The organism is Chloracidobacterium sp., assembly GCA_016716305.1.
Taxonomy (GTDB): domain Bacteria; phylum Acidobacteriota; class Blastocatellia; order Pyrinomonadales; family Pyrinomonadaceae; genus OLB17.
This window is the reverse complement of record JADJWP010000001.1, coordinates 393,047-414,486: the sequence shown is the minus strand read 5'-3', so window position 1 is coordinate 414,486 and position 21,440 is coordinate 393,047. Positions and strand designations below refer to the sequence as shown.

Here is a 21,440-nt window from a genome sequence, read left to right as displayed (position 1 = left end):
AGAACCTTTATACAAATCTTCGCCGTTCAACCGACCTGCCAAGATTACTTTTCCATACTCAAAAGGACAACATCTCGGATCTCCTGTCCGCGAGTAAATGCGATCTCGTGGCCGCTTAGCGACCACGCGTATGCGTAGACCTTCTCTTCCGGCAAACCGGCGAGTCGCTGCGGTTCGCCGCCCGCAATATCCTGACGCCATATACCGTTCGCCCAGTCTCGATAGGTTATCGCTTTGCCGTCTGGTGTCCATCGAACGCCTAAATTCAGATTCGCAAGCCGCGGCGTCGGGTACTCACGCAAAGGCCCGGCTCCATCGATCGGAACAACGGCGATCGTTATGGCACCCTTGCGCGTTGAATGGAAAGCAATGGACCTCCCGTCGGGCGACCAGCGTGGGAATGCAACCGATTTATCCAGCACAAGGATCTCTTCGCCGCGTGTGGTTGAGATCATCCAGAGTCCGTGACTATCGCCCCGTGTAGATGCGAATGTGATCCACTGTCCATCAGGTGATATATGAGGCTGTACGTTCTTACCGGAGTTCGTGACCTGACGAAGATCGCTTCCGTCGAAGTTAACGCTCCAGATCTGTTTGCTCGCACCCCGATCCGATTCGAAGACGACGCACCCGCAGACTTCGGACGAACTTATGTGAAAGTCGTTCGCCCCCGAGGTGAGCTGAACTGGTCCGGAACCGTCGGCTGCCATTGTCCATAGACTTATGTTGCCGTCCACAAATGACGTGTATACGAGCCGTCTTCCAGGTAGCCAATCTACTCCGTACCAACCGTTTGTCGTGCCAAGCGAGTCGAACGTGATCTGTTCCGCCGCGGCTAGATCGTCCGCCGGTGCGATCCAGACGTTCGATTGATGTTGCGCTTGCACGGCAAGCAGCGACGTGTCGTCGGCTGATAAGTCGAGAAGCTGACCGTAAGCGTTGAGATCGCTTAAGATCGGTCTTGCTTCGCCCGTCGGGTAGCTGATGTGCCAAAGCCGGGAACTAACGGTCAGGCTTCTTTCGGATCCGACCGCGATCAGCCCGTTGGCGTCATTTCGCCAGACGAGCGACCTGTAGAGTTGCCACCCGAGACCGGTCAGTCGTGATATCGACCCGTCGTCGACCGTGACGATAAGGATTTCCTGCGTTTCGGCGTTCTCTTTAGCGAAAGCGGCGACAGCGATCATCTTTCCGTCGGGCGACCACGCCGGAGTTCGGGCGTTGAATTCAAGACTTCGAGGGCGCGAGATCAATTCGCGTTCGTTTCCCCTCAAGTCGGCTATCTTCAATGTCGACCTGTCGGCTTCGTTTCGAACGAAAACAAATTCTTCGCCCGACGGCGCGAACGAGATGAAATTGATCTCGTCCTTGATCTTATCTGCCTTTCCGCCCAGCACTGGCATTTTGAAAAGCGCTGAAGCACGGTTTAGGTCGATCGCGACATAATACAAGGTACTACCGTCCGGGGCGAATTTGATGAACGCGTAAGTGACCTCGGCCGGTTCGCGGAGCTGTACTTCACTCGTTCCGTTGACGTGCCCGAGCCATAGGCTGGCGCGACCGTCTCTGTGTTCTTTTGAATAGGCAAACAATTTTCCGTCCGGTGATAGGGATGCATACGTCACTTTTCCATTATTCGTCAGCCGCTTGATGCTGAAGCGCTGGAACGGGATCTGTGTCTTGGCAGCAAAGCGATCCTGCATGAGAAAGCCGCCGAAAATCGTGAGGAGAAATATGACAAGCAACCCAAATACGACGATAAGTGGTCGCCCATTTGCCCAACGACGATTGTTTTCGGTCTGAACGGGACGCTCATCAACGACGTCGGATTCCAGGACGATGCTTGCAAAGGTCTGTTGCTCAAATATCTCTTCACATTCGGGGTCAGCGTTCGTATGAACGTTCCCGACGAATCTGTAGCCCTCACCCGACACCGTCAATATATACCGAGGCCGCTTCGCCGATTCACCGAGAGCCTTCCGGATCTGCGCCATATGGACAGAGAGATTTGATTCCTCGACGATCCGGTCACTCCAGACAAGCTGAAACAGATCATCCTTCGACATCAATTGTCCGGAGTTTTCTACAAGGACCAATAACAGGTCGAAGGCCTTTGGCTTGAGCGGTATTGCCTCGCCGTCACGCTCCAGCCTCCGCTTCGGAAGGTCGAGCCGAAATTCGTCGAAGAAGTAATACTCTCTCGCCGCAGATGTCATCGCGTTATTTGGAATTTTTCGGAAAAATTCCGCGCAAAATTCAGGATTTTTCGACAGCCGCCGGTAAAAATACGAAATCACGGCGGGAATAAACTGGATAGCCGGATTTTAACAAACGATCCGACTAAATCAAACATTTTGCGGATGACCAATCGCATCACTATACGGGTCGAGCTTTGGACAAGAACTGTGATCCATCGTCGAACCTATCGTGCAGAACGCAATGAACCGATCGAGGAGCCGGCGACTGCAACCGATGGATCGATCAATAAGGTCCTCGACAGTCCGTCTCACTTTCAGATCGAAAAGATCTCTTCCAAAGGAGAAGTAAAAGATAATGAACAGTAATCGAGTGTCGCCTACTAACGCGATCGGTCCGCTTTGTCTTGCAATTCTTTTGTTTTCGGCCCTTGCCGCGGGGGCGCAAACGACCGAGTTCACATATCAGGGCAAATTGAATGATGGTATGACGCCGGCAACGGGCAGCTATGATTTCATCGTCAGTTTGTATTCGGTCGAGACGGGCGGTACGCCTATCGCGAGCTTGTCTCGCCCGAACATAGCCGTAACAAACGGAATATTCGCACTCCGACTCGACTTCGGTGCACAGTTTCCCGGCTCGAATCGATGGCTCGAAATTTCTCTGCGTCCCGCCGGGACCGGCACTTTTCAAGCATTGTCTCCTCGCGTACAAGTAAATTCAGCCCCATATTCGATAAAAAGCGCGATCGCGGAAAACGCCTTCCAACTCGGCGGCATCGCCGCAGATCAATTCGTTCTGACAAACGATCCGAGGATGAGCAACGCGCGTACACCCCTTGCCGGCAGCACAAACTACATTCAGAACTCCGCGTTCATTCAGAACGCAAACTTCAGCATCACCGGAAACATGTCGGCGAATATCGTCTCGGCGGCGCAATTCAACTACGGCGGCTTCCGCCTCATTGGGATCGGGCCGGGATCGAACACGCTGTTCGTCGGATTGAACGCAGGTGGCCCGGGCGGAGTTGATAACTCCTACTTTGGAACGAACACCGGCAATGCGAACAGCTTGGGGGCGGCAAATTCATTTTTCGGCTCGTCTGCCGGCCGCGTGAATACGACGGGCTCGAACAATTCGTTCTTCGGAATGCGGGCCGGTGATATCAACACGACCGGAAGTCACAATTCGTATTTCGGACGGCATAGCGGATTATTGAATTTGGCCGGCGCGTTCAACTCGTTCTTCGGCAGCGGAGCAGGCGAGAACAGCACGACCTCAAACAATTCCTTTTTCGGTTATCGCGCGGGCGCGACAAATTCAAACGCGTCCGGTAACTCTTTTTTCGGCTATCTCGCGGGCGAGGCGAATACTGGCGACGAGAACGCGTTTTTCGGAAGCGAAGCCGGCAAAGCCAACTGGCAGGGAGATCGAAATTCGTTCTTTGGATATGCTGCGGGAGATTTGAACACGAACGGCTCGTCAAATTCCTACTTCGGTTTTCGGGCGGGATCGTCCAACACCTTAGGAGAACACAATTCGTTCTTTGGCGCCCTCGCCGGAAGGAACAACACCGGCAGCGATAATTCATTCTTTGGCTACGAGGCCGGAGCCTCAAACAGCGGGATCAACAATTCGTTTTTCGGATACTTCGCAGGTCTTACAAATACGACCGGGAGCCAGAATGCCTTTTTCGGAAAAGTAGCGGGCCGAGTAAACACGACCAGGGCTCAACAACTCCTTCTTTGGGTATGCGGCAGGCGTGTCGAATACGACCGGCTCGACAAATTCATTCTTTGGCACGGGGTCTGGAGCAAGCAATACGGTTGGCAGTAACAACACGTTTCTCGGATATCAGGCCGGATACGGGAATACCGACGGTCTATACAACACTTACGCCGGCTATGAAGCTGGCCAGATGACCACTACCGGAAATGCGAATACGTTCTACGGCTATCAGGCCGGAAAGGCGAATACGGTCGGTGACGCCAACACTGTGATCGGATGGAACGCCAATACGTCGGGGATAGTAAGCCATGCAACGGCGATCGGCGCAGAGGCGGTTGTCAGCACGAGCAACACGATAGTCCTCGGACGCAACTTCGCGAATCCCAGCGGCTCACTTGGTGATGATGTCGTCGTCTATGGCTTTCTGCGTGCGACGCTGTCACCGTCGGGTGGTTCGATAGATGTTTGTCAGAACGCCGCAACTTTCAATCTGCCCTCGTGCCGTCCAGCCTGCGTTACAAATCAAATGTCGAACCTTATGACCGTGGTCTTGAGGTCGTGCGCCGCCTGAGGCCTATCGCATTCCAGTGGAATAGCGGCGGGCTTCTTGACATAGGCTTTGCTGCGGAGGAGGTTGCAACTGTCGGTTCTCGCTCTTGCGACTCAAAACGCGAAAGGCGAGATCGAAGGAGTCAAGTACAAACAGATCACTACGGTCCTCGTGAATGCGGTGAAGCAGCAGCAAGCGGAGATCGACAGTCTTCGAGAGCAACTCACCGAGTTGAAAAAGATCGTGTGTGCGGCAAAGACATCCGCGGAAATCTGCAAGGGAATAAGTGAACCCTGAAGAACAATATTAAACGGTGTCACGTCTGCTTCCACGATTGTGTTGCGGAGCCACCGTGCGGCGTCAGCATCTCGGTCGCGTCCTTCAACCGATTCAGGCTGTCGTAATTGTACGTCTGCACCGCCGAAAAGCCTGTATTTGTTCCCACCGTCGGAACCGTGATCGTCTGCGACAACAAATTCCCGTTATTCGCCGTCGTGCCGTACGAATAATCCAGATCGAGCAAGTTCGTCGCTCCCTGCGTTACACCGAGTGCGATCTGCGTGGGCTGCAATCTTGAATTAAATTGCGTAGATTCCCATCTTCCATTGCCCAGTTGCATGCTCGTCACAGCACCAGCCGCGTTGTAGGTGAAATTCTTTGCGTAGTTCCAGAGGCCGGCCTGTGCGGCGCAGTCGGCGTCCGCGCCTGCCGCGGCGTCCATGCACCGGACTCTGAACCATCGAGAGATCACCGCTCGCGTCGAGCACGTTCTTCAACTTCCGGCCTGAGGGATAGGTCTGCTCGACCAATGCTCGGGCGAAGTTGTGTAAGAGACTGCTCCTTGGCCCATCTTTGGAATGTAAAATTCAATCTAACCGGTTTTGCCGCCGCAACTCGAGAATGTACGTCGCCCAAATAATTAACTGACCCGCGAAGTACCAGCCAAGAATTAGTATTACGAAATAAGGCGACATTTCCCAACGGCGTTGGACCGAACCATCACCGTGAATGCACTCGTCCAGAAACATTGTTAATACTGATGTATGAAACGATTAGCAGCATTGGTACCAATATGCGCACTATCGAGTTATTGACTCTGGTGGTAAGCCCGAGGGCCATCAGAATCAAGGGCCAGGTGAAAAGTGGTGCAAAAAAAATAAAAGCTCCATGTCCGCCACCTGTACTATCAACTGCGAGAACAACGTACACAACGGTGTAAATTAAGCCGAAGATTAACTTAAATGCTAATTTCACGTCAACCTCCCAAACGACCCGCTTATTCCTCCTCAATTACTTTCACGGTAGTTTTGTTTTCTCATTTTTCCGTTCCCGAGCTTCGTCGCCGAAAACCGCACCGCCGCGTTTTCGGTGAAGCTGCCGGCATAGTTCCAGTAGCCTTGGTTCGCTGTTTTGCGGCAATTCAAAAGAGGATCAGGTGCTCATTACGACTGGTTCACCACGGTGATCGAATAGAATTGCCAATTCTTCGAATCGACCTTGTGAAAAACAACATGGACGTAACGACTTGCGAGAATTCCGTTGTTTACTAGAACTTCGAACAGCGCGCGATTCTTTTGGAAATTGAAACCTAGAAATTGAATCTTCGCACGTTCCCTTTCGACTTCGGTTAAGAAAAACAGCTCGGATCGGACTGCTTCAACTGAATTCTGTAAAGTAAACGCGGTTTCAAGTCCTTTTGTGTCGTGAATTGTTCGGATCGTTGATGTCAATATCGCGTTTGATGCACATTGGCGGGAGCCGTTTTCTACTCGCCTCCGCAACTCTAGAGCTGGCTGTGTGGTGTCGAGAAAAAGAGCAAATACGTATCTCATATCGAATTCACCCCATTTACAGACGTCGCCTGCTCTCGTCAGATACTCGATTTCACGATAGTCTAGCGGATGAAGCGGAATTGGCACCGGGCCAGAAAGCAAGCAGCGCGTTTTGCAATTTTCGACTAGTTTACTCAGAAGTTCACGGTCGCCGAGATATCTAATTAAACGCTGAGCCCCATCGGATTCGTCGAGGTTCGAGCTCGTCACCGCATTCAACACACTGTCGAATTGACTCGGCGGCAACGAAAAAAGTGCGCGCAACGATTGCTCATAGGTTGCCGAATGAAAGTTCGCCAGATCCGAAAAAACCGTTGATAGTTCTCGATTATTCCTGTTTGTTAATTTACTTTGCCCCAGCGAATTCGTTATTCCCAGGGTAATACAGAGAGCTGCCAGAGCTAACGTTTTGTTGAGATACCGACTCATGTGTATTGCTACCTCCTCACGACGCCCACAGATCGTTGCCAAATCAGTGTCCTCCGAACCGGAATCGGCTCAATTGGCCGTGGGTCGCGTTGTAGTACCTCGCCTGGGCGAATTCGAGTCCGCTTTCATTATCCTTCTCGTAGCCGGTGTAGCCCTTCCGCGTCTCGCTCTGGCCCGCATAGCCAAGCCCCGCCGCCCGCTCCGGCGTAACGCTCTCCTCGCCAAAGGCAGTGTAGTCCCGCCGGCTCGTCACCCGCCCGTCCTCGTCCGTCACCACCCGCGGCCCCAAGATGATCGGTTGTCAAATAGCTGGTTTTGGCGGTTGCGGCCGGTTCGACGATGGTTGAATACTCGGCAACCCGCCTGTTTGAAGCATCATACGCGAAGACGGTTGTTTCGCCGGTTTCTGGGACTTAAGCAGAATATCGCAGTTTTGCCGGATCGAGCGCTTTTCCTTCTGCTTTCTTTCTGTGTCAAACCGTGCATATCGTGCAAACTGCAGTTCCGATCACGCTACAGATACTCGAAAATAGGGTCATGACGGTTCCAACAATGGCGGCGGACAAAACACCTGTGCAAAATTCAATTTCCGGAGCGTGCACCGATCTATGGCTCGCTTGTTTCATGTGTTTCAGGGAAACATACGGGCCGCGCGCGCTGAAACGAAACAAAAGATACCTCGCTCCTCTGCCCTACATACAGCTCCATTGGCCATTGACGATCATTGCCGGAGCTCCGGTTCCGCCGGCCTGACAGGGCGTTGTAGATCGGCGACAGTTTTGGCAATAGACCATCGAACCGTTCGCACGGCCGGCCGGCAAGGCGTTATGCATCAGCGACGGCATCTGAACGGGGCCGCCGAACTGGACGTCGGTGCCGAAGTAGGTCGGATGTCCGGCGACGCTGCCCTCGGCCGGCTGGCCCGTCATAAATACGACGGTAGCTTTGTCGAACATCTTTTTCTGAGCGCCGCGGCAGCAAGCGTGAAACCGTCGTAGCAAAAGCGGTCGCCGGTCGAATAAACCCGCAGCCGTTCGTCGGCCTTGAACGTATCGCCCGTAAAGAAGTTGCCGGTCGATACGAAAGTGCGTCGGGCGTTGAACACGATCGGGTTCCCAAAGGCCGAATTGATCATCATTATCGGGGCCGAATAGTCGCCCGCAAGCGGATTGTTGACGGCGTTGTAGACGATCGAATTCGTCATCGCCTCGGTCTGCGAAGCTATTATCGTGATGCCGCCGCTGTCGAGGATGTTCAGGAATGTCCCGCCCGGTGCGTTGCCGAATCCGCCGCCGAATGTGTCCTGAATGAGTATGCCTGCGGCGCGTTCGAAATGCATCGAGTTGGCGTTCTGCCCGGCGCGTTTTGGCGGATTGATGAAGAGCGATCCCGAGATCTTCCAATCGGAATTTCGGACGTTGGTGAAAATGCCGGTATCGCGGCTGAATACGAAACGGCTATTGTTGACCTTGACGTAATCGAACTGCCAGTTGAGGTCGGTCTGCGGCAGGCCGTACGCATTGATGCCGCGATCGAAGTTGTGAAAAACGACGCGGTCAAAAACGAAATCCTGCGAGGAATTGTAAGCGCCGAATGCCTCGACTCCCGACGTTCCGTCGTTGCTGCGGGCATAAAGCTCGATATCGCGGATCGTCACCTTTCGACGCATTCGCCGATCTGGAACAATGCACGCTTTGCTCCGTCGAGCGTGATGCGAGTCGGGTTCGGACGCGGGACGTCGCTGGTCCGATCGCTCGAGTGAATGCCATTCGAGCCCTCGATGATGATGCCCGACGGGATCGCGATCGGCGACCTTACAACGTAATCGCCGGCAGGGAAGCGGAGCGTGCCGCCATTACGCGAGGCAATGTAGGCAAACGCGCTTCGGATGGCTATCGTATCGTCGGTGCGGCCGTCGCCGGCGGCGCCGAAATCGCGGACGTTGTAAAAACCTTCCTGACGCGGATCGACGTCAGCGATCCAATCGTATGTTATCGGGCCCGAATGCTGATCGCCCTGAAACGTGATGCGATATCGCTTGTCCTCGCCGATGAAGCACCATTTGTAGTCGCTCTGGCTCGCACGCATCGTCGCACCGGCCGCAGACGACTGCGAAAGGCTGCTTGACGAGCCGTCACACGGCGTCAGCTTCATCGGCGTTGCCCGGTCGAGATCTGCAACGGCGATCGCCGTCGACGGGTTGACATAGCGGACGGCACACGTCGCCGAACGATGATTCGTCGGAGCATTGAGCACGATGTTGTAGCCCTCGAATTTGTATTGGGAATGCGACGAAACAGATGAAATAGCCAGAAATGCAATGCCGAAAAATATTTTATTCATAGAGCAATTATTGCGAACCGATCGCCCCGGGGCAAAAGGATGAGCTGATGAGAGACGATTGGTCAGGCCGGTCTATTCGAAAAGTGTCGGAGCGACGGCCTTTGCAGGAAGGTCGATCCCGAAATGCTCGTAAGCAAGCCGCGTCGCCATTCGCCCGCGAGGCGTTCGGTTAAGAAAGCCTATCTGCAGCAGATATGGTTCGATGATCTCTTCGATCGAGTCTTTTTCTTCGTGGAGCGACGCACACAGCGTGCCGAGGCCGACCGGGCCGCCGTCGAATTTCTCGATGATCGTCATTAGTAGCTTACGGTCCATTTCGTCGAGGCCGTAGGTGTCTACCTCCATCCGGTTGAGAGCATCATTCGCAACGTGTTCGGTAATTTTCCGTCGTGATCGACCTCAGCGTAATCACGGACACGGCGAAGCAGACGGTTGGCGATACGCGGCGTTCCGCGCGACCTGCGAGCTATTTCATTTGAGCCGCTCGCGTCGATCTCAACTTCGAGAATGCCGGCGGAGCGTTCAGCGATCTGCTGCAGCTCGCTTACGCCATAAAAATCAAGATGAAAATAATGCCAAAACGGCCGCGGAGCGGCGCCGTGATCATTCCGGGCCGCGTCGTTGCTCCGACAAGCGTGAATTTTGGCAGTTCGAGCTTTATTGAGCGTGCGGCCGCCCTGCCCGATCATGAGATCCAGGCTGTAATCCTCCATCGCCGGATAAAGAATTTCTTCGATAGCAGGATTGAGGCGGTGTATCTCGTCGATGAAAAGGACATCACCCTCTTCGAGATTGGTCAGGATCGCCGCCAGGTCGCCGGCCTTTTCGATTATCGGGCCTGCCGTCGATTTGAGTGCGGCACCCATTTCGTTAGCGACGATGTTCGAAAGCGTCGTCTTGCCGACTCCGGGCGGGCCGGTCAAAAGGATATGATCCAAAGCCTCGCGGCGTTTAAGTGCCGCTTTCATGAACACGCGGAGATTGTCCTTTACCTTTTGCTGCCCGATATACTCGGCAAGCTGCGCAGGCCGAAGCGTCGCCTCGAATTTAGATTCCTCGGGCGTTAGCTCTTCGTCACGGATGTTAATTGCGGCAGAGGTTGTCACAAAAGTCCCTTGTTAAAAAGTGCAAAGATATCCATCGAAAACGCGACCGCGCAATGTAGTATCAATCCCAGCCAGATGCTGCCGTTGCGATAGCTTAGCCAGCCGAGAAAGATGCCGGCAATGATCGCTGAGAACGTCTCGGCAGCCGGCTTTCCGAAATGTATCATGCAATATGGCACGGTCATAACAAATATCGAGTAAAGACCGAGCGAAGGCTTCAGGCTGTGCACCAGAAACCCGCGAAAGAAAAACTCGAGCCCGAAAAACTGTAAGAAGTATATCAGTTCCCAAAGAAGCAGCGTCGTCCCGATGTAGGGCTCGCCGTTGTAAATATGCAGGAACGGATACTTCGCCGCAAAGCCCGATGTGAGCGACATCAAGTAAACGAGCGGAATCATGGTTACCGTACAGGCGGCCAAAAGCTTCCAGAAGCCTTCTTCGATCGAGAATTTCAGACCGAAATCGCGCAGATTCTCGCGCCAGACGAGTTTAATTATCAGAACGGGCAGCAAAACGTAGAAGACGGTCACGATAAAGACCCACCAGCCAAGACCGGGCAGATTATTCGAAGGTGAGTTGGCGATGAAGTTTCCAAAATCGGCTAGTGAGGTACCAGCAAAAAAGGAGGCGACCGCCGGTTGGTTCTTAAGATAAAAGATACACGTCAGTCCGAATGCCGCGTAAACAAGCGAGATCACGGCTTTTCGATCAAGAATGGCCAGATCCTTGGAAAATTGCTGCAGAACATTGCGCATCAACCAGTTAGGTGTAACAAACGTTCATTTTCGCATGCGAAAAAAACCCTTCTGCGGACCAAAATGCCATTATCGCGAACCAAAATTCATGCTTGCAACGATAAAGCACTATTTCGCGAGTCGTTGGAGAGCCGCCCGGAGCAGTTTTTGTACGTTAAGCTCGGTTCCATCTTTGATCGCCTGTTGGAGTGCCTTTTCAGCAGCGTCCTTTTTGTATCCGAGATTTGTCAGGGCCGAAAGCGCGTCGTCGAGTACTTCTTCGCCGGCGCTTCCGGCGGATGTCGACTGATGACTGCCGGCGGCAGTGGAATGCGAGAGTTCGCCGACCTTATCGCGGAGTTCGATCACGAGTCGTTCCGCCGTTTTTCGCCCGACACCCGGTATCGCAGTCAACTTTGCGAGATCATCCGTCCTGATGGCCGCAATGATCTCGTCGGCGTTCATACCCGAAAGCATTGTGATTCCCGATTTTGCCCCGACGCCCTGAACTGATATCAATTTCAGGTAAAGTTCACGCTCGCGTGCGGTCTTGAACCCGAAAAGCTGAAGCGTCTTCGCGAACGTATGTATAGATCCTCAGCGAAACCTCGCTGCCGACCTCGCCAAGCTCATAAAATGTCGACAATGGGATCGTTACGTCATAGCCGACGCCACCTACGTCGACGATCACGGTTCCTGCGGTTTTTTCGAGAATCGTACCCGATAAATAGGCGATCATAGTTCGGCGGCCGATCGGAGCTTATTTCCTCGCACGAGGTTCCTGTTTCACACCTGAAACATAGTAGTGCAATTCTCAATATAGGGCAACGCGAGCGGCGGCGTACATCATCAATGAGACAGTCCATCCTTGCTATCCCGCAATCGTTTTGATTTATTAGAATTGAATGAAAGCCGAAAAGATCTCAGAACTCACCACCAATCGTTTGAGCATCTATCTCCGCTGTTTGCTGGAGCTTCGATCGGAAGGACAGAGTACGGTCTCGTCCGCGGCCCTTGCCAAGCGGTTTCATTTGAACTCAGCTCAGATACGTAAGGACCTTGCTTACTTCGGCGAATTCGGTATTCGCGGGGTCGGTTATTATGTTGATACGCTGATCGATAATTTGCGGACCATTCTCGGTCTGGATCATGATCATAATGTATGCATTATCGGTTCGGGAAGACTCGGCACGGCGCTGGCTGATTACAACGGTTTTCGCAAATCGAATTTTTCGGTCAAGGCCCTGTTCGATGCGGATGCGAAAAAGATCGGAAAAAAAGTGGGCGGAGCTGAGATTTTTGACATAAAAAACTTTCAGTCTGTCGTAAAAAGGAATAACATAGATATTGCGGTGATCGCCGTCCCTGCAGATTCCGCCGAACGGGTACTCGAACTCGTTGCGAAAGCCGGTATAAAGGCCGTGATGAATTTCGCACCCGTTCCGCTGAAAGCGACAGACCACCTGAAGGTTCGAACGGTCGATCTGACGACGTGTCTTGAAAGCTTGTCATTCTTTCTTGCGGGAACCGAGAGTATAAATGGCTCCGGGTTGAAACCAAAACGAAATACCCGCCGTAAACGCTAGTAGTATTAATCAAGAGGTGAAGTATGAATTTGACCGCAGTATTTAAGAGAGCCATTCCCTTCGCTTTGACTTTCGGAGCGGGATTGTTGATCGCAAGTATTTTTGTGCCATTAAGTGTCCCGACAATCGAATCGCGCAGCGGATCGACAAGCTATGGACACAGCGACTGTAAGAAAAAGCGTCCGCATTACAAGGAACTTCGTAACGAAAACATAAGGCTGCGTCAGCAGTTAGAAGAACTGCGGCGGGCGACCGAGGTCTCTGAGGTCGAATTGACGATCCCGAAGGAACTTGACGTACCGGCCCCACCGGCACCACCCGTCAAAGAGATCAAAATGAAGACCGTTACGGTCAAATAGTTTTCTTGAAGAACCAAGGCCACAGGTTAACGCAACATTCGAGTTGTGTTAATCTGTGGTTTCTTGCTTTATGGACGAACAATCAGCACGAAAACTGATCGTGGAGATCGGCAAGCTGCTCTATGAGAGGAGCTACGTTGTCTCATCTGACGGCAACGTGAGTATCAGGCTCGACGAGAATACAGTACTTGCGACACCGACGATGACCTGCAAAGGACGGATGACCGAAGATTGCCTTGCCTTAACGGATATGGAAGGCAGGCCGCTTTCGGACAAGCGAGCTTCGTCAGAGCTGGCAATGCACTTGCTTATCTATAAGATGAGACCGGACATCAAGGCCGTATGTCATGCGCATCCGCCGCACGGGACGGCGTTTGCTGTTGCGGGCCTGGCGATCGACAAACCGATCCTTTCGGAGGTGATCCTCACGCTTGGCTGCGTGCCGCTCACTGATTACGGAACGCCGTCGACCAACGAGCTGACAGAGGCGATGAAGCCCTTTGTTGAGCATCACAACGCGCTTCTTATGGCGAATCATGGAGCTGTTGCTTACGGTGATGATCTTTGGCAAGCATTCGACAGGCTTGAAACATTGGAACATACCGCAAGGATCGCTATTCTTGCCAAAGCACTCGGCGGAGCGAACGACCTGCCTCAGGATGCGATCGAAAAGCTGATAAATATCCGCGAAAAGGCCGGATACCTACGCGAAAACGCTCGTTGTCAGGCATGCGGCTACCTTCATGATGCAGGTATCTCCTGCGAGTTGGAGGTCCAGTATCCGGCCGGAAAGGCATCAAACGGGGAAAAGGTGTCGTTTACCCGTGAAGAATTGATCGAGCTTTTGAGCCAGGCAGCGAATCTGGGTTAAACTATCGGGGCATTTGAATTTTCCAATCGCAATCAGGAGCACGAACTAAATGCAGGAAGCATTAGGAATGGTTGAGACAAAAGGTCTCGTTGCAATGATCGAGGCAGCAGACGCAATGGTGAAGGCGGCGAACGTACAGCTAGTCGGCTACGAAAAGATCGGGGCCGGATTTGTAACGGCTATCGTTCGCGGTGATGTCGCAGCGGTCAAAGCTGCCACGGACGCCGGAGCCGCAGCCGCCCGACGGGTCGGTGAGTTGGTAAGCGTCCACGTTATTCCGAGGCCGCACGCAAGTGTCGACGAACGGCTCCCTGTCGTAATGAAGTAGACCGGCTCTGTGTACGTGGTCGGCGACGGTGGCGGGCACCGCGGCGGTCGACGGTTCTCGTTCTACACAAATAATGATAATTGGACGAATTTTAGGGACGGTCGTTTCGACCCAGAAAGATGAGCGATTGGAGGGAAAGAAGCTCCTCATCGTCAAACCGATCGATCTTGACGGAAAAGATCAGAGCGGCTATGTTGTCGCGGTCGATACGGTCGGAGCCGGCTATCATGAAAAGGTCATTGTCGTAGGCGGTTCGTCGGCCCGAATGGCTGAGGGCAACAAGGACTGCCCGGTCGATTCAGCGATCATCGGGGTGATAGATACAATCGACTTTACTAAGGCTGAGTAGAATGAGATTCGGCGACAACAGATCAACCGCCCTTGTCTTCCTACGAATCATCCTCGCAGTTTTGATGTTCATCCACGGAGCCGCCCGAATAGGGAATGGTACGGTCGATGATCTCGGCGGTTTCCTTGGTGCTCAGGGATTCCCTTTGGGATTTTATCTGGCGTGGGCCATAACATTGTTCGAATTGATCGGCAGCGTGTTGTTTGCCGCAGGTTTCTATGCCTGGGTCATAGCTCTGGTCTTTGCAGCACAACTTTCGGCCGGGGTTGCAATGGTCCATTGGAAAGAAGGCTGGTTCGTCGTCGGAGCGGGCCGAAACGGAATGGAGTACAGTGTCTTACTCATCGCATGTTTTTTGGCGACCGCACTTGCGACCTATCGAAGCCAGGCAAAGTAGATATGCAGATAGCACGAGTGATTGGAACGGTCGTTTCGACCATAAAGAATGGAACGCTCGAGGGCCGAAAGTTCCTTCTTGTGCAAACGCTCGATGCCGACCTTAGGCCGAAGGGCAGTCCGATGGTCGCTCTTGATGCGGTCGGAGCCGGTATTGGTGAGCTTGTCTTTTGGTGCCGCGGCAAAGAAGCGTCGTTTCCATTCAAGCGTGACGAAACGCCTACCGACTGCACAATAGTCGGGATAATCGATTCAGAAAAACATGTGTTTCAGCGAGCGTGAGATCCAGTTATGCTGATAGCCCGCGTAATCGGCAACGTAGTTGCCTCGCAAAAGAACCAGCGTTACGAGGGAACGCGAATAATGCTGTGTCGTCAGGTGACGCCCGACGGCATTGATATGGATTACACATGCCTCGCGCTTGATTCGGTCAATTCGGGCGAAGGCGACCTGGTGATAATTGCCCAGGAGGGTTGGTCCGCATCAACTGCCGCGACCGGGCGTCCGGGAGCCGCCATCGATTCAGCGATCGTAGGTGTTGTTGACTACATCGACTTGCTTTCAGATCTTTAGTAAATGATCATGAGTGAAAATCAAAAACTCGCTGCAAAGATCGCAAGGCTGCTGGAAGCAGACGAATCAACAGACAGACTCGCGCCCATCTTTGCCAGTCTTGAGAAGATAAATCACCGGCTCGATAAACTTGAAGGCGCAACTGCGATACCGAAGATCGGCTCGCAAATAACAACTTCGCAACATCCTTCCCAGAACCGCTTCACTATCGCCGAGGCGATCGCTGACGAGGTATTTGGCAGGCCGCAAAATGAAAAGGCCTGTACGTTCGAACCGAACGCCAGGCCTTGCGACCACTGCGCGATGTGCAGTTCGCGCGGATTCTGATCGGTCATTTAACCATCCAAAGTCAATTATTTGAGGCCGGACCGTTCGACGCCGGAGCGTTGGCCGCGGGCGGATTTGCCGTCGGCGGGGCGTTATTTGCCGGGGCTTGATTACGCCGCAGGTCATTTGCGTTCCCGATATTCGGAACAGTTCGCGATCCCTCCTCAGCCTTAAAGAACGGTTCCTCTTTGAAACCGAGCAGACCGGCGGTCAACACTGCCGGAAATGAATTCCGCGTAGTGTTGTAATCGGTAACGGCATCGTTGTAATCGAGACGAGCGGTATTGATGCGGTTCTCAGTGCCTGAGAGTTCATCTTGAACTTTCATGAACGCATCGTTCGAACGCAGCTGAGGATATTGCTCCTGAAGCATAAGGAGTCTTCCGATCGTACCGCCAAAACTGTTGTTAGCTTCGATCACAGCCTGTTTTTGCTCGGGGCTTTGTCGCCACCCTCGCCCTGCGGCGCTGCTTGCTGGGCGTTCAGCAGCCGCGATCGAGCGTCGGCGATCTGGCCAAAGACTTCCTGTTCCTGGACGGCTGACATCTTGGCAGCTTCAACGAGATTCGGGATCAGATCGGCCCGTCGCTGCATTGAGCTTTCAACGTTGGCCCATTTGCCTTTGACGTTCTGCTGTTTCGCAGTCAATTCGTTGTAGCTGCATCCGCTCAGGCCAAATGCTGCAAACATCGCAATACTAAATAAAATCGCTCTTCTCATATTTTTTCTCCCCAATGTCGATCGTTTGATCCGAAACATACCTTTCGTCTCCACTCCGAATAGTCCGCCTATTCGTTTCCTGACGAATCGACCGAATCGATGACCCGTTCGATCTCTTCCATATATTCGCCGAAGAGTTCGTTCGCTTCAGCATCGCTCAATGTATCGGCGAAATTATCTTCGCGAATATTGAATATCTTTTCAAATGGTATTCCATTCAATCCAAGCGTCGTGACCGTCAATGCAACGATCTCATGTTTCGTAGAAGGCGGTGAGATCCCTCGCATCAGAAGCACCGCTCGAAACAAAGCAGCAAAACTCGTCAGGCTCTCGCCCATCAGCCGTTTGAGTCCGTCGACCGAAACGGACGCCGGAATGTACTGGCGCCGCAGCAACAAAAGCTTACTGCGCAGTTCATATTCGATCTGATGTCTCAGAAAGCGGTCCGAAACGTCGAGACCGGCAAGCACGTCTGTTCCGTAAAGCACCTTATGCGCGACCTGCATCTGATGAAACTCGATCGGAAAAACGTCCGCAGCATTCTTTAGCTCCGACACAGTAAAGTACACAGGCACCGGATGACCCATTTTGTGCCATTCCCGGACGCACGCGTGAGCCTCGCGAAGGTCTTTCGGCGTGATCTTGTGTAACGCGATCAGAATATTGTAGTCCGATTGATTCGGGATAAAATCGCCCGCCGCAGCCGAACCGTACAGAATGACCGAAGCAAGGTTCTTGCCGTGGGTCGTTCTAAGATCGTCAATAAATGGTGCAAAATGCTGCTTCATCATTCAATATGTCCCGCGATCACCAATCGCCGCCGGCTCCTCCTCCGCCGAAATCGCCGCCGCCGCCAAATCCGCCCCAATCGCTGCCGCCGCTGCTGCCGCCCCAATCCCAAGATGAAGATGACGATCCGCTCGAGGACCCGCTCGAACCGCCCAAGATGATCCAGGGAAGCACGCCGCCCCCTCCGCCAAAGCCGCCGCCGCCCCAACGATCCTGATCGTTTTTTGACTTTCCGCCCGAGCGGTTGGCGGCGATGATCACGATAACAAAGATGACTAGGGCGAGACAGCAGAAAACGCTCAGCGCACTTTGCGTAACCCCGCCACTATCCTCAGCCTTCGGTGAAGGCGTCGGGATCGCAACACCCGAGCGACGGCTTTCGATCGTGTAAAGATACGCGTCGACCGTGTCGCTGATGCCTTTTGCGTAATTCCCCTTTCTGAACTCCGGGACGAGAAACTGCCTTTGCAGGTTGCCCGCTATGCCATCGGGGAGTTCGTCCTCGAGATCTTTGCTGACCTGGGTGAAATACTTTCGATCGTCGATCGCAACAAAGAGAAGGGCTCCGGGGTTGTCGTCTTCTTTCGATCCTATTCCCCAACCGCGGGCGACCGCGAGCGAATATTCAAAAATAGGCCGGTCACCGGTCGTTTTTACGACCGCAACCGCTATCTCGACACCGTACTTGTCCTTAAAATCCTTAAGTTTTGTTTCAAGAGCCTGTCTGGAGGCTTCGTCGATGACACCGGCGTAATCGTTTACAAAACCGGTCGGTGCAGGCAGCGGCGAACGGTTCACCGACCATGAGTCGTCTTGCGAAAATGACATGACGACTGCCGTGAGAGTCAGTAATGTGGCGGCGAAGAACCTAAAAGGTCTTGGGAATCGTCGGAGTTTCATTCGATTATGACAATTGTGTCAAATCTTACACTAATACGAAAGTTTCGACCTTGATGTTCGCAGTTACTTTCGCTTTTCGATGCCAACGATCTCTGCCCGGAAGATCCGCGTTACACGGCGAACGGTCGGTAATTGGCGAGCGTATTCTAGAAGTTCCTCATCCGTCGGATCGGCGGAGAGTTCGGTTACGGGCATCGTGTCGTCGTCAGAATCGTCACGTCGCGGAGGGATGAAAGATAGTTCAGAGGTCTTTACCGTGTTACTGCCGGATCCGGCGGCGGCATGAGCTGCAGCGTGTGGTTCGGCAAAGGCCCGAGCGAACTCAACCGCCGAAGCGATCGGCATCAGGTCGTCGCCGCTGGTCGTTAACGCCTGCTCATAGGCGTCGTCAAGCCACGCGTCGTCAGTATGCGCGAGGTCGTCAGGTGTCAGAGGGGGCAGCTTTGACGGTAAATTCTCGATGAACGAAAGATCGATGGCAGGCCTTTTGGCGGATATCGGGACAGTATCGGCTTCCGGATCGGCGAAAACGAGATCCTCAGGTTCAGCGTGAATGACCGAACTGACCGACTCGGGCCAATCAGAAAGGGGAGGCGGCTCAGAATCTAGAGTTTTTTTTTCCTCGGCGGCAGCGGCGGCCCTCGTTTCGGGCCCAGCCGGCGATGCCAAGCGTGCGTCGGCGGGAACCGAACCCATCGTTAGCTCATTCAGCCGATCAATGAGTGTTTCGATCGGGACGATCCGACGCATTTCGACAAGCTTTACAAGTCCGATCTCCAGAGCGAAACGCGGGTTTGAGGCGTCTTTGAGCTTTGATTCGGTCGCGGCGAGAGAATTAAAAAGCCGCAGGACGTCTGATTCAGAAAGGTCGATGCCAAGACCGACCAGCTCGTCGCGGCGGATCACGGCATTATCCAGAACACCTTCGGCATCACCGGCTATCTTTGCGACCATCATGTCGCGAAGCAAAGCTAGAAGGTCGCGGCAAAAACTTCGCAGATCCTGTCCGCGAGCATCGAGTTCGCCGACGATCTCGATCATTCGGCGAGGTTCGTTCGAGGCGATCGCCTTGATGGTCGCAATGAGGATGTCGATACTTGCGATCCCGAGGGCATTCGACACATCAGCGGCCGAGACCTTGCCGTCGGAGAATGATATGACCTGGTCGAAATTCGATTGGGCGTCACGCATCGAGCCTTCGCCAGAGCGCGCTATTTCGCGAAGTGCGGCGTCGTCTGCATCGATCTTTTCGGCATCGGCGATCGACCGCAGGCGTTCATATATCTTTTGCTGAGGTATGGTACGGAACTGAAACTCCTGACACCTCGAGGTTATCGTATCAGGCACCTTTTGGAGCTCGGTCGTCGCCATTATGAAGACTACGCCCGGCGGCGGCTCTTCGACGGTTTTAAGTAATGCGTTGAACGACGAGCCCGAAAGCATATGAACCTCGTCGATTATGAAGATCTTGCAGCGGTCGCGTGCCGGCGCGATGTTTATGTTCTCGAGAATGATGTCGCGGATCTTATCGACCTGCGTATTCGAAGCGGCGTCGAATTCGAGCACGTCTATCGAACGGCTTTCGGTGATTTCTCTGCACGACGGACACGCCTCGGGATCGTCGACCCGGCAGGGGCTTACGGTCGGTTTCTCGGTCTTATGGCAGTTGAGCGCCTTTGCCAGCAGACGAGCGGTCGTCGTCTTTCCGACACCTCTCGCCCCCGAAAACAGGTAAGCATGATGCAGCCGCCCGTGCTCGATCGCATTACGAAGCGTCTGCGTAATATGCTCCTGGCCGGTGACCTCGTCAAAAGCCTGCGGCCGCCATTTTCGGGCAATAACCTGGTAGGACATTCGCTACATAGAATAATGGATATTCGCGAAACGATAAAGCTCGGCGCATCGTTCGACCGAAAAACAGGTCCACGGCGCGGTGACGGCGCCGTTTCAGCCAGTGTTTACCGATGCTACACGAACAAGTGAGGAACTTTCCCGGCTGTTTGCCGATGTTCGTCGCATACCGGTCGCACGCATTGACCGGTAAACGGCCGCATTGGCGTGCGGGACGGCGCATCGTCGGCGATGATGGCCGTTTCATGCGGTTCGCATGACGGCTAATGATGTTCCGCCGTCGAAACTCTGACCGATATCCAAGCCATCTGACGAACATCCGAGTCATTCATATCGTCGGACTCCGAACGATCACGATCTTCACCGGGTCGGCACAATAGGTCGGGATCGGCCGATTTACCGAAAATGCACTCGTAATCCGCGATACATCGTTATTCAGCAACATCTCAGCTCGAACGAGTTTACTGCCCGTTTATCACTTAACGATCACCGCTATGAGGCACGACCGATCTGGCTTACATCTTTGGCTTTGGTTTTCTTGCCTCATCGGCCAAGCGAAGTTTTCTCGCCGTTTCGGTCTCGATCCTGATCAGGCCTTCGCGGATGTTTGGTGTCTCGCCATCGTCAGTCGACCAAACGGGCTGGTAATGAACGTAAAGGCCCGGAAGATTCCACCAATACTGAGTTATTTTGAACGGCTGCCTGTCCGTATTGCCGGGAGTTACCGTGGCATCGCCTTTTAGCGACCAGCCGCCGTATTTTTCTGCAAGGACGTTTCGCACCTGAACGTCGACGCCCGGGCCCTTTGTGAACACGCCGATGAACCCGACCTTGCCCGCATCCGAACGAACGACCAACGTGCACTGGTTTACCCAGGAGGGACATTTGTCGGTCGCAAGATACACGGTTTTAATATCGACCGGATCTGGATTTAGGCCGCCGGGCCGGGCGAACTTTGCCAACATGTCGTCGAGTGCTCCGTGGCAGGTCTGGAGTCCCGCCCCGCCGACCTGAAACACTGGACATGCGGGAAGGGTGAACGGATCGCCAAGCTGAATCCCGAAAACCTCAGTGTCAACCTTTGCCGCGGCCGCTTTTGCGATCGCGGGGTCGTCCGCCGCCGGTCCTTTGCAGTTCTTTAACTCAACCGCTAGAACCGATCTTACTACTGAACGGGAAACGGGGATCGTCGGGACCCTCCGCGGTCGGTCGGGATACTCAACGTTGCAATAATTGTCATCCTCATGGACCTTCTGTCCGCTATCGTTGCGACAATAGTTTACGATCACTGTTTCGGGACACTTGTATTCGTAATTGTACTTGACGGCCGACTGGGCGGCGGCTCCAATGACCGCAAAGGCAGCGATCAACGTCAGCTGCAAGGATCGGGGAAATCGCATACTCATCTTCTACTCCTGACAAAGAAATATGGAGCGATCATCGATGAAAAGTGAGGTTTCGGGGATGAAGTTG

26 protein-coding genes and 3 pseudogenes are annotated in these 21,440 nt (G+C 53.5%); 14 read left to right on the top strand and 15 right to left on the bottom strand.

The window, feature by feature from the left end:
* Nucleotides 1-44: 44 nt before the first annotated feature.
* A complete protein-coding gene (locus tag IPM28_01805) occupies nt 45-2,216 on the bottom strand; it encodes a PD40 domain-containing protein (GenBank protein ID MBK9171729.1) in 2,172 nt (723 codons plus the stop codon).
* Nucleotides 2,217-2,360: 144 nt separating this feature from the next.
* Here IPM28_01805 and IPM28_01800 point away from each other — a divergent pair, with 144 nt between their 5' ends.
* The 4 genes from IPM28_01800 to IPM28_01785 are packed head-to-tail and all read left to right on the top strand — an operon-like array spanning nt 2,361 to nt 4,764.
* A complete protein-coding gene (locus tag IPM28_01800) occupies nt 2,361-2,564 on the top strand; it encodes a hypothetical protein (GenBank protein ID MBK9171728.1) in 204 nt (67 codons plus the stop codon).
* Entirely contained in the window at nt 2,554-4,032 is a 1,479-nt protein-coding gene (locus IPM28_01795) for a hypothetical protein (GenBank protein ID MBK9171727.1), read from the top strand. Before IPM28_01800 ends, IPM28_01795 begins: the two co-directional genes overlap by 11 nt.
* Nucleotides 3,959-4,495, top strand: coding sequence for a hypothetical protein (locus IPM28_01790; protein ID MBK9171726.1), 537 nt, complete (start codon nt 3,959-3,961; stop codon nt 4,493-4,495). The genes IPM28_01795 and IPM28_01790 overlap by 74 nt, the downstream gene beginning before the upstream one ends.
* Nucleotides 4,423-4,764, top strand: a complete 342-nt coding sequence (locus IPM28_01785) for a tail fiber domain-containing protein (GenBank protein ID MBK9171725.1) — start codon at nt 4,423-4,425, stop codon at nt 4,762-4,764. Before IPM28_01790 ends, IPM28_01785 begins: the two co-directional genes overlap by 73 nt.
* A gap of 26 nt (nt 4,765-4,790) precedes the next feature.
* Here IPM28_01785 and IPM28_01780 read toward each other — a convergent pair whose 3' ends face one another.
* The 9 genes and pseudogenes from IPM28_01780 to ruvA form a co-directional block, all read right to left on the bottom strand.
* Nucleotides 4,791-5,195, bottom strand: a complete 405-nt coding sequence (locus IPM28_01780; protein ID MBK9171724.1) for a hypothetical protein — start codon at nt 5,193-5,195, stop codon at nt 4,791-4,793.
* A 721-nt stretch (nt 5,196-5,916) separates the two neighbouring features.
* Nucleotides 5,917-6,777 (bottom strand): hypothetical protein, encoded by an 861-nt coding sequence (locus IPM28_01775; GenBank protein MBK9171723.1) that lies wholly within the window; start codon nt 6,775-6,777, stop codon nt 5,917-5,919.
* A gap of 1 nt (nt 6,778) precedes the next feature.
* Nucleotides 6,779-6,988, bottom strand: coding sequence for a hypothetical protein (locus tag IPM28_01770; protein ID MBK9171722.1), 210 nt, complete (start codon nt 6,986-6,988; stop codon nt 6,779-6,781).
* 439 nt (nt 6,989-7,427) lie between these two features.
* Nucleotides 7,428-7,691 carry a hypothetical protein gene (locus IPM28_01765; GenBank protein ID MBK9171721.1) on the bottom strand — a complete coding sequence of 88 codons (264 nt, stop codon included), beginning with the start codon at nt 7,689-7,691 and terminating at the stop codon, nt 7,428-7,430.
* Nucleotides 7,661-8,404 carry a hypothetical protein gene (locus tag IPM28_01760; protein ID MBK9171720.1) on the bottom strand — a complete coding sequence of 248 codons (744 nt, stop codon included), beginning with the start codon at nt 8,402-8,404 and terminating at the stop codon, nt 7,661-7,663. The genes IPM28_01765 and IPM28_01760 overlap by 31 nt, the downstream gene beginning before the upstream one ends.
* Nucleotides 8,389-8,823, bottom strand: coding sequence for a hypothetical protein (locus tag IPM28_01755; GenBank protein ID MBK9171719.1), 435 nt, complete (start codon nt 8,821-8,823; stop codon nt 8,389-8,391). Before IPM28_01755 ends, IPM28_01760 begins: the two co-directional genes overlap by 16 nt.
* A 327-nt stretch (nt 8,824-9,150) precedes the next feature.
* Nucleotides 9,151-10,046 (bottom strand): annotated as a pseudogene (ruvB, locus tag IPM28_01750) (Holliday junction branch migration DNA helicase RuvB).
* A gap of 134 nt (nt 10,047-10,180) precedes the next feature.
* Nucleotides 10,181-10,942: a CPBP family intramembrane metalloprotease gene (locus tag IPM28_01745; GenBank protein ID MBK9171718.1), complete on the bottom strand. Its 762-nt coding sequence runs from the start codon at nt 10,940-10,942 to the stop codon at nt 10,181-10,183.
* 105 nt (nt 10,943-11,047) lie between these two features.
* A pseudogene (ruvA, locus tag IPM28_01740) lies at nt 11,048-11,657 on the bottom strand (Holliday junction branch migration protein RuvA).
* Nucleotides 11,658-11,823: 166 nt separating this feature from the next.
* On the opposite strand from ruvA, the gene IPM28_01735 reads away from it, so the two are divergent.
* The 9 genes from IPM28_01735 (at nt 11,824) to IPM28_01695 (ending at nt 15,707) form a co-directional block, all read left to right on the top strand.
* Complete coding sequence (locus IPM28_01735) at nt 11,824-12,504, top strand: redox-sensing transcriptional repressor Rex (GenBank protein ID MBK9171717.1); 681 nt, start codon at nt 11,824-11,826, stop codon at nt 12,502-12,504.
* 23 nt (nt 12,505-12,527) lie between these two features.
* Nucleotides 12,528-12,863 (top strand): hypothetical protein, encoded by a 336-nt coding sequence (locus tag IPM28_01730; GenBank protein ID MBK9171716.1) that lies wholly within the window; start codon nt 12,528-12,530, stop codon nt 12,861-12,863.
* 70 nt (nt 12,864-12,933) lie between these two features.
* Nucleotides 12,934-13,734: a class II aldolase/adducin family protein gene (locus tag IPM28_01725; GenBank protein ID MBK9171715.1), complete on the top strand. Its 801-nt coding sequence runs from the start codon at nt 12,934-12,936 to the stop codon at nt 13,732-13,734.
* 49 nt (nt 13,735-13,783) lie between these two features.
* Nucleotides 13,784-14,062 carry an ethanolamine utilization microcompartment protein EutM gene (eutM, locus tag IPM28_01720; GenBank protein MBK9171714.1) on the top strand — a complete coding sequence of 93 codons (279 nt, stop codon included), beginning with the start codon at nt 13,784-13,786 and terminating at the stop codon, nt 14,060-14,062.
* A 73-nt stretch (nt 14,063-14,135) separates the two neighbouring features.
* On the top strand, nt 14,136-14,411 hold the full coding sequence (locus IPM28_01715) for a EutN/CcmL family microcompartment protein (GenBank protein MBK9171713.1): 276 nt from the start codon (nt 14,136-14,138) through the stop codon (nt 14,409-14,411).
* Between the two features lies 1 nt (nt 14,412).
* A complete protein-coding gene (locus tag IPM28_01710) occupies nt 14,413-14,808 on the top strand; it encodes a DoxX family protein (GenBank protein ID MBK9171712.1) in 396 nt (131 codons plus the stop codon).
* A 2-nt stretch (nt 14,809-14,810) separates the two neighbouring features.
* Nucleotides 14,811-15,089 (top strand): EutN/CcmL family microcompartment protein, encoded by a 279-nt coding sequence (locus tag IPM28_01705; protein MBK9171711.1) that lies wholly within the window; start codon nt 14,811-14,813, stop codon nt 15,087-15,089.
* A gap of 9 nt (nt 15,090-15,098) precedes the next feature.
* Entirely contained in the window at nt 15,099-15,380 is a 282-nt protein-coding gene (locus IPM28_01700) for an ethanolamine utilization protein EutN (GenBank protein MBK9171710.1), read from the top strand.
* A 9-nt stretch (nt 15,381-15,389) separates the two neighbouring features.
* Nucleotides 15,390-15,707, top strand: a complete 318-nt coding sequence (locus IPM28_01695) for a hypothetical protein (protein MBK9171709.1) — start codon at nt 15,390-15,392, stop codon at nt 15,705-15,707.
* Nucleotides 15,708-15,729: 22 nt separating this feature from the next.
* On the opposite strand, the pseudogene IPM28_01690 reads toward IPM28_01695, so the two are convergent.
* From IPM28_01690 to dnaX, 4 genes and pseudogenes are all read right to left on the bottom strand, one after another.
* Nucleotides 15,730-16,427: pseudogene (locus IPM28_01690) on the bottom strand (LemA family protein).
* Nucleotides 16,428-16,495: 68 nt separating this feature from the next.
* Nucleotides 16,496-17,218 carry a hypothetical protein gene (locus IPM28_01685; GenBank protein MBK9171708.1) on the bottom strand — a complete coding sequence of 241 codons (723 nt, stop codon included), beginning with the start codon at nt 17,216-17,218 and terminating at the stop codon, nt 16,496-16,498.
* Nucleotides 17,219-17,234: 16 nt separating this feature from the next.
* Nucleotides 17,235-18,044 (bottom strand): TPM domain-containing protein, encoded by an 810-nt coding sequence (locus IPM28_01680; GenBank protein ID MBK9171707.1) that lies wholly within the window; start codon nt 18,042-18,044, stop codon nt 17,235-17,237.
* A 135-nt stretch (nt 18,045-18,179) separates the two neighbouring features.
* The gene (dnaX, locus tag IPM28_01675; GenBank protein ID MBK9171706.1) at nt 18,180-19,970 is read right to left on the bottom strand and encodes a DNA polymerase III subunit gamma/tau; all 1,791 of its coding nucleotides are present in this window, start codon (nt 19,968-19,970) and stop codon (nt 18,180-18,182) included.
* Between the two features lie 110 nt (nt 19,971-20,080).
* Between dnaX and IPM28_01670 the strand changes: the two genes are divergently transcribed.
* Nucleotides 20,081-20,227: a hypothetical protein gene (locus IPM28_01670; GenBank protein ID MBK9171705.1), complete on the top strand. Its 147-nt coding sequence runs from the start codon at nt 20,081-20,083 to the stop codon at nt 20,225-20,227.
* A 255-nt stretch (nt 20,228-20,482) separates the two neighbouring features.
* On the opposite strand, the gene IPM28_01665 is transcribed toward IPM28_01670, so the two are convergent.
* Nucleotides 20,483-21,367: a hypothetical protein gene (locus IPM28_01665; protein MBK9171704.1), complete on the bottom strand. Its 885-nt coding sequence runs from the start codon at nt 21,365-21,367 to the stop codon at nt 20,483-20,485.
* Nucleotides 21,368-21,440 lie beyond the last annotated feature (73 nt).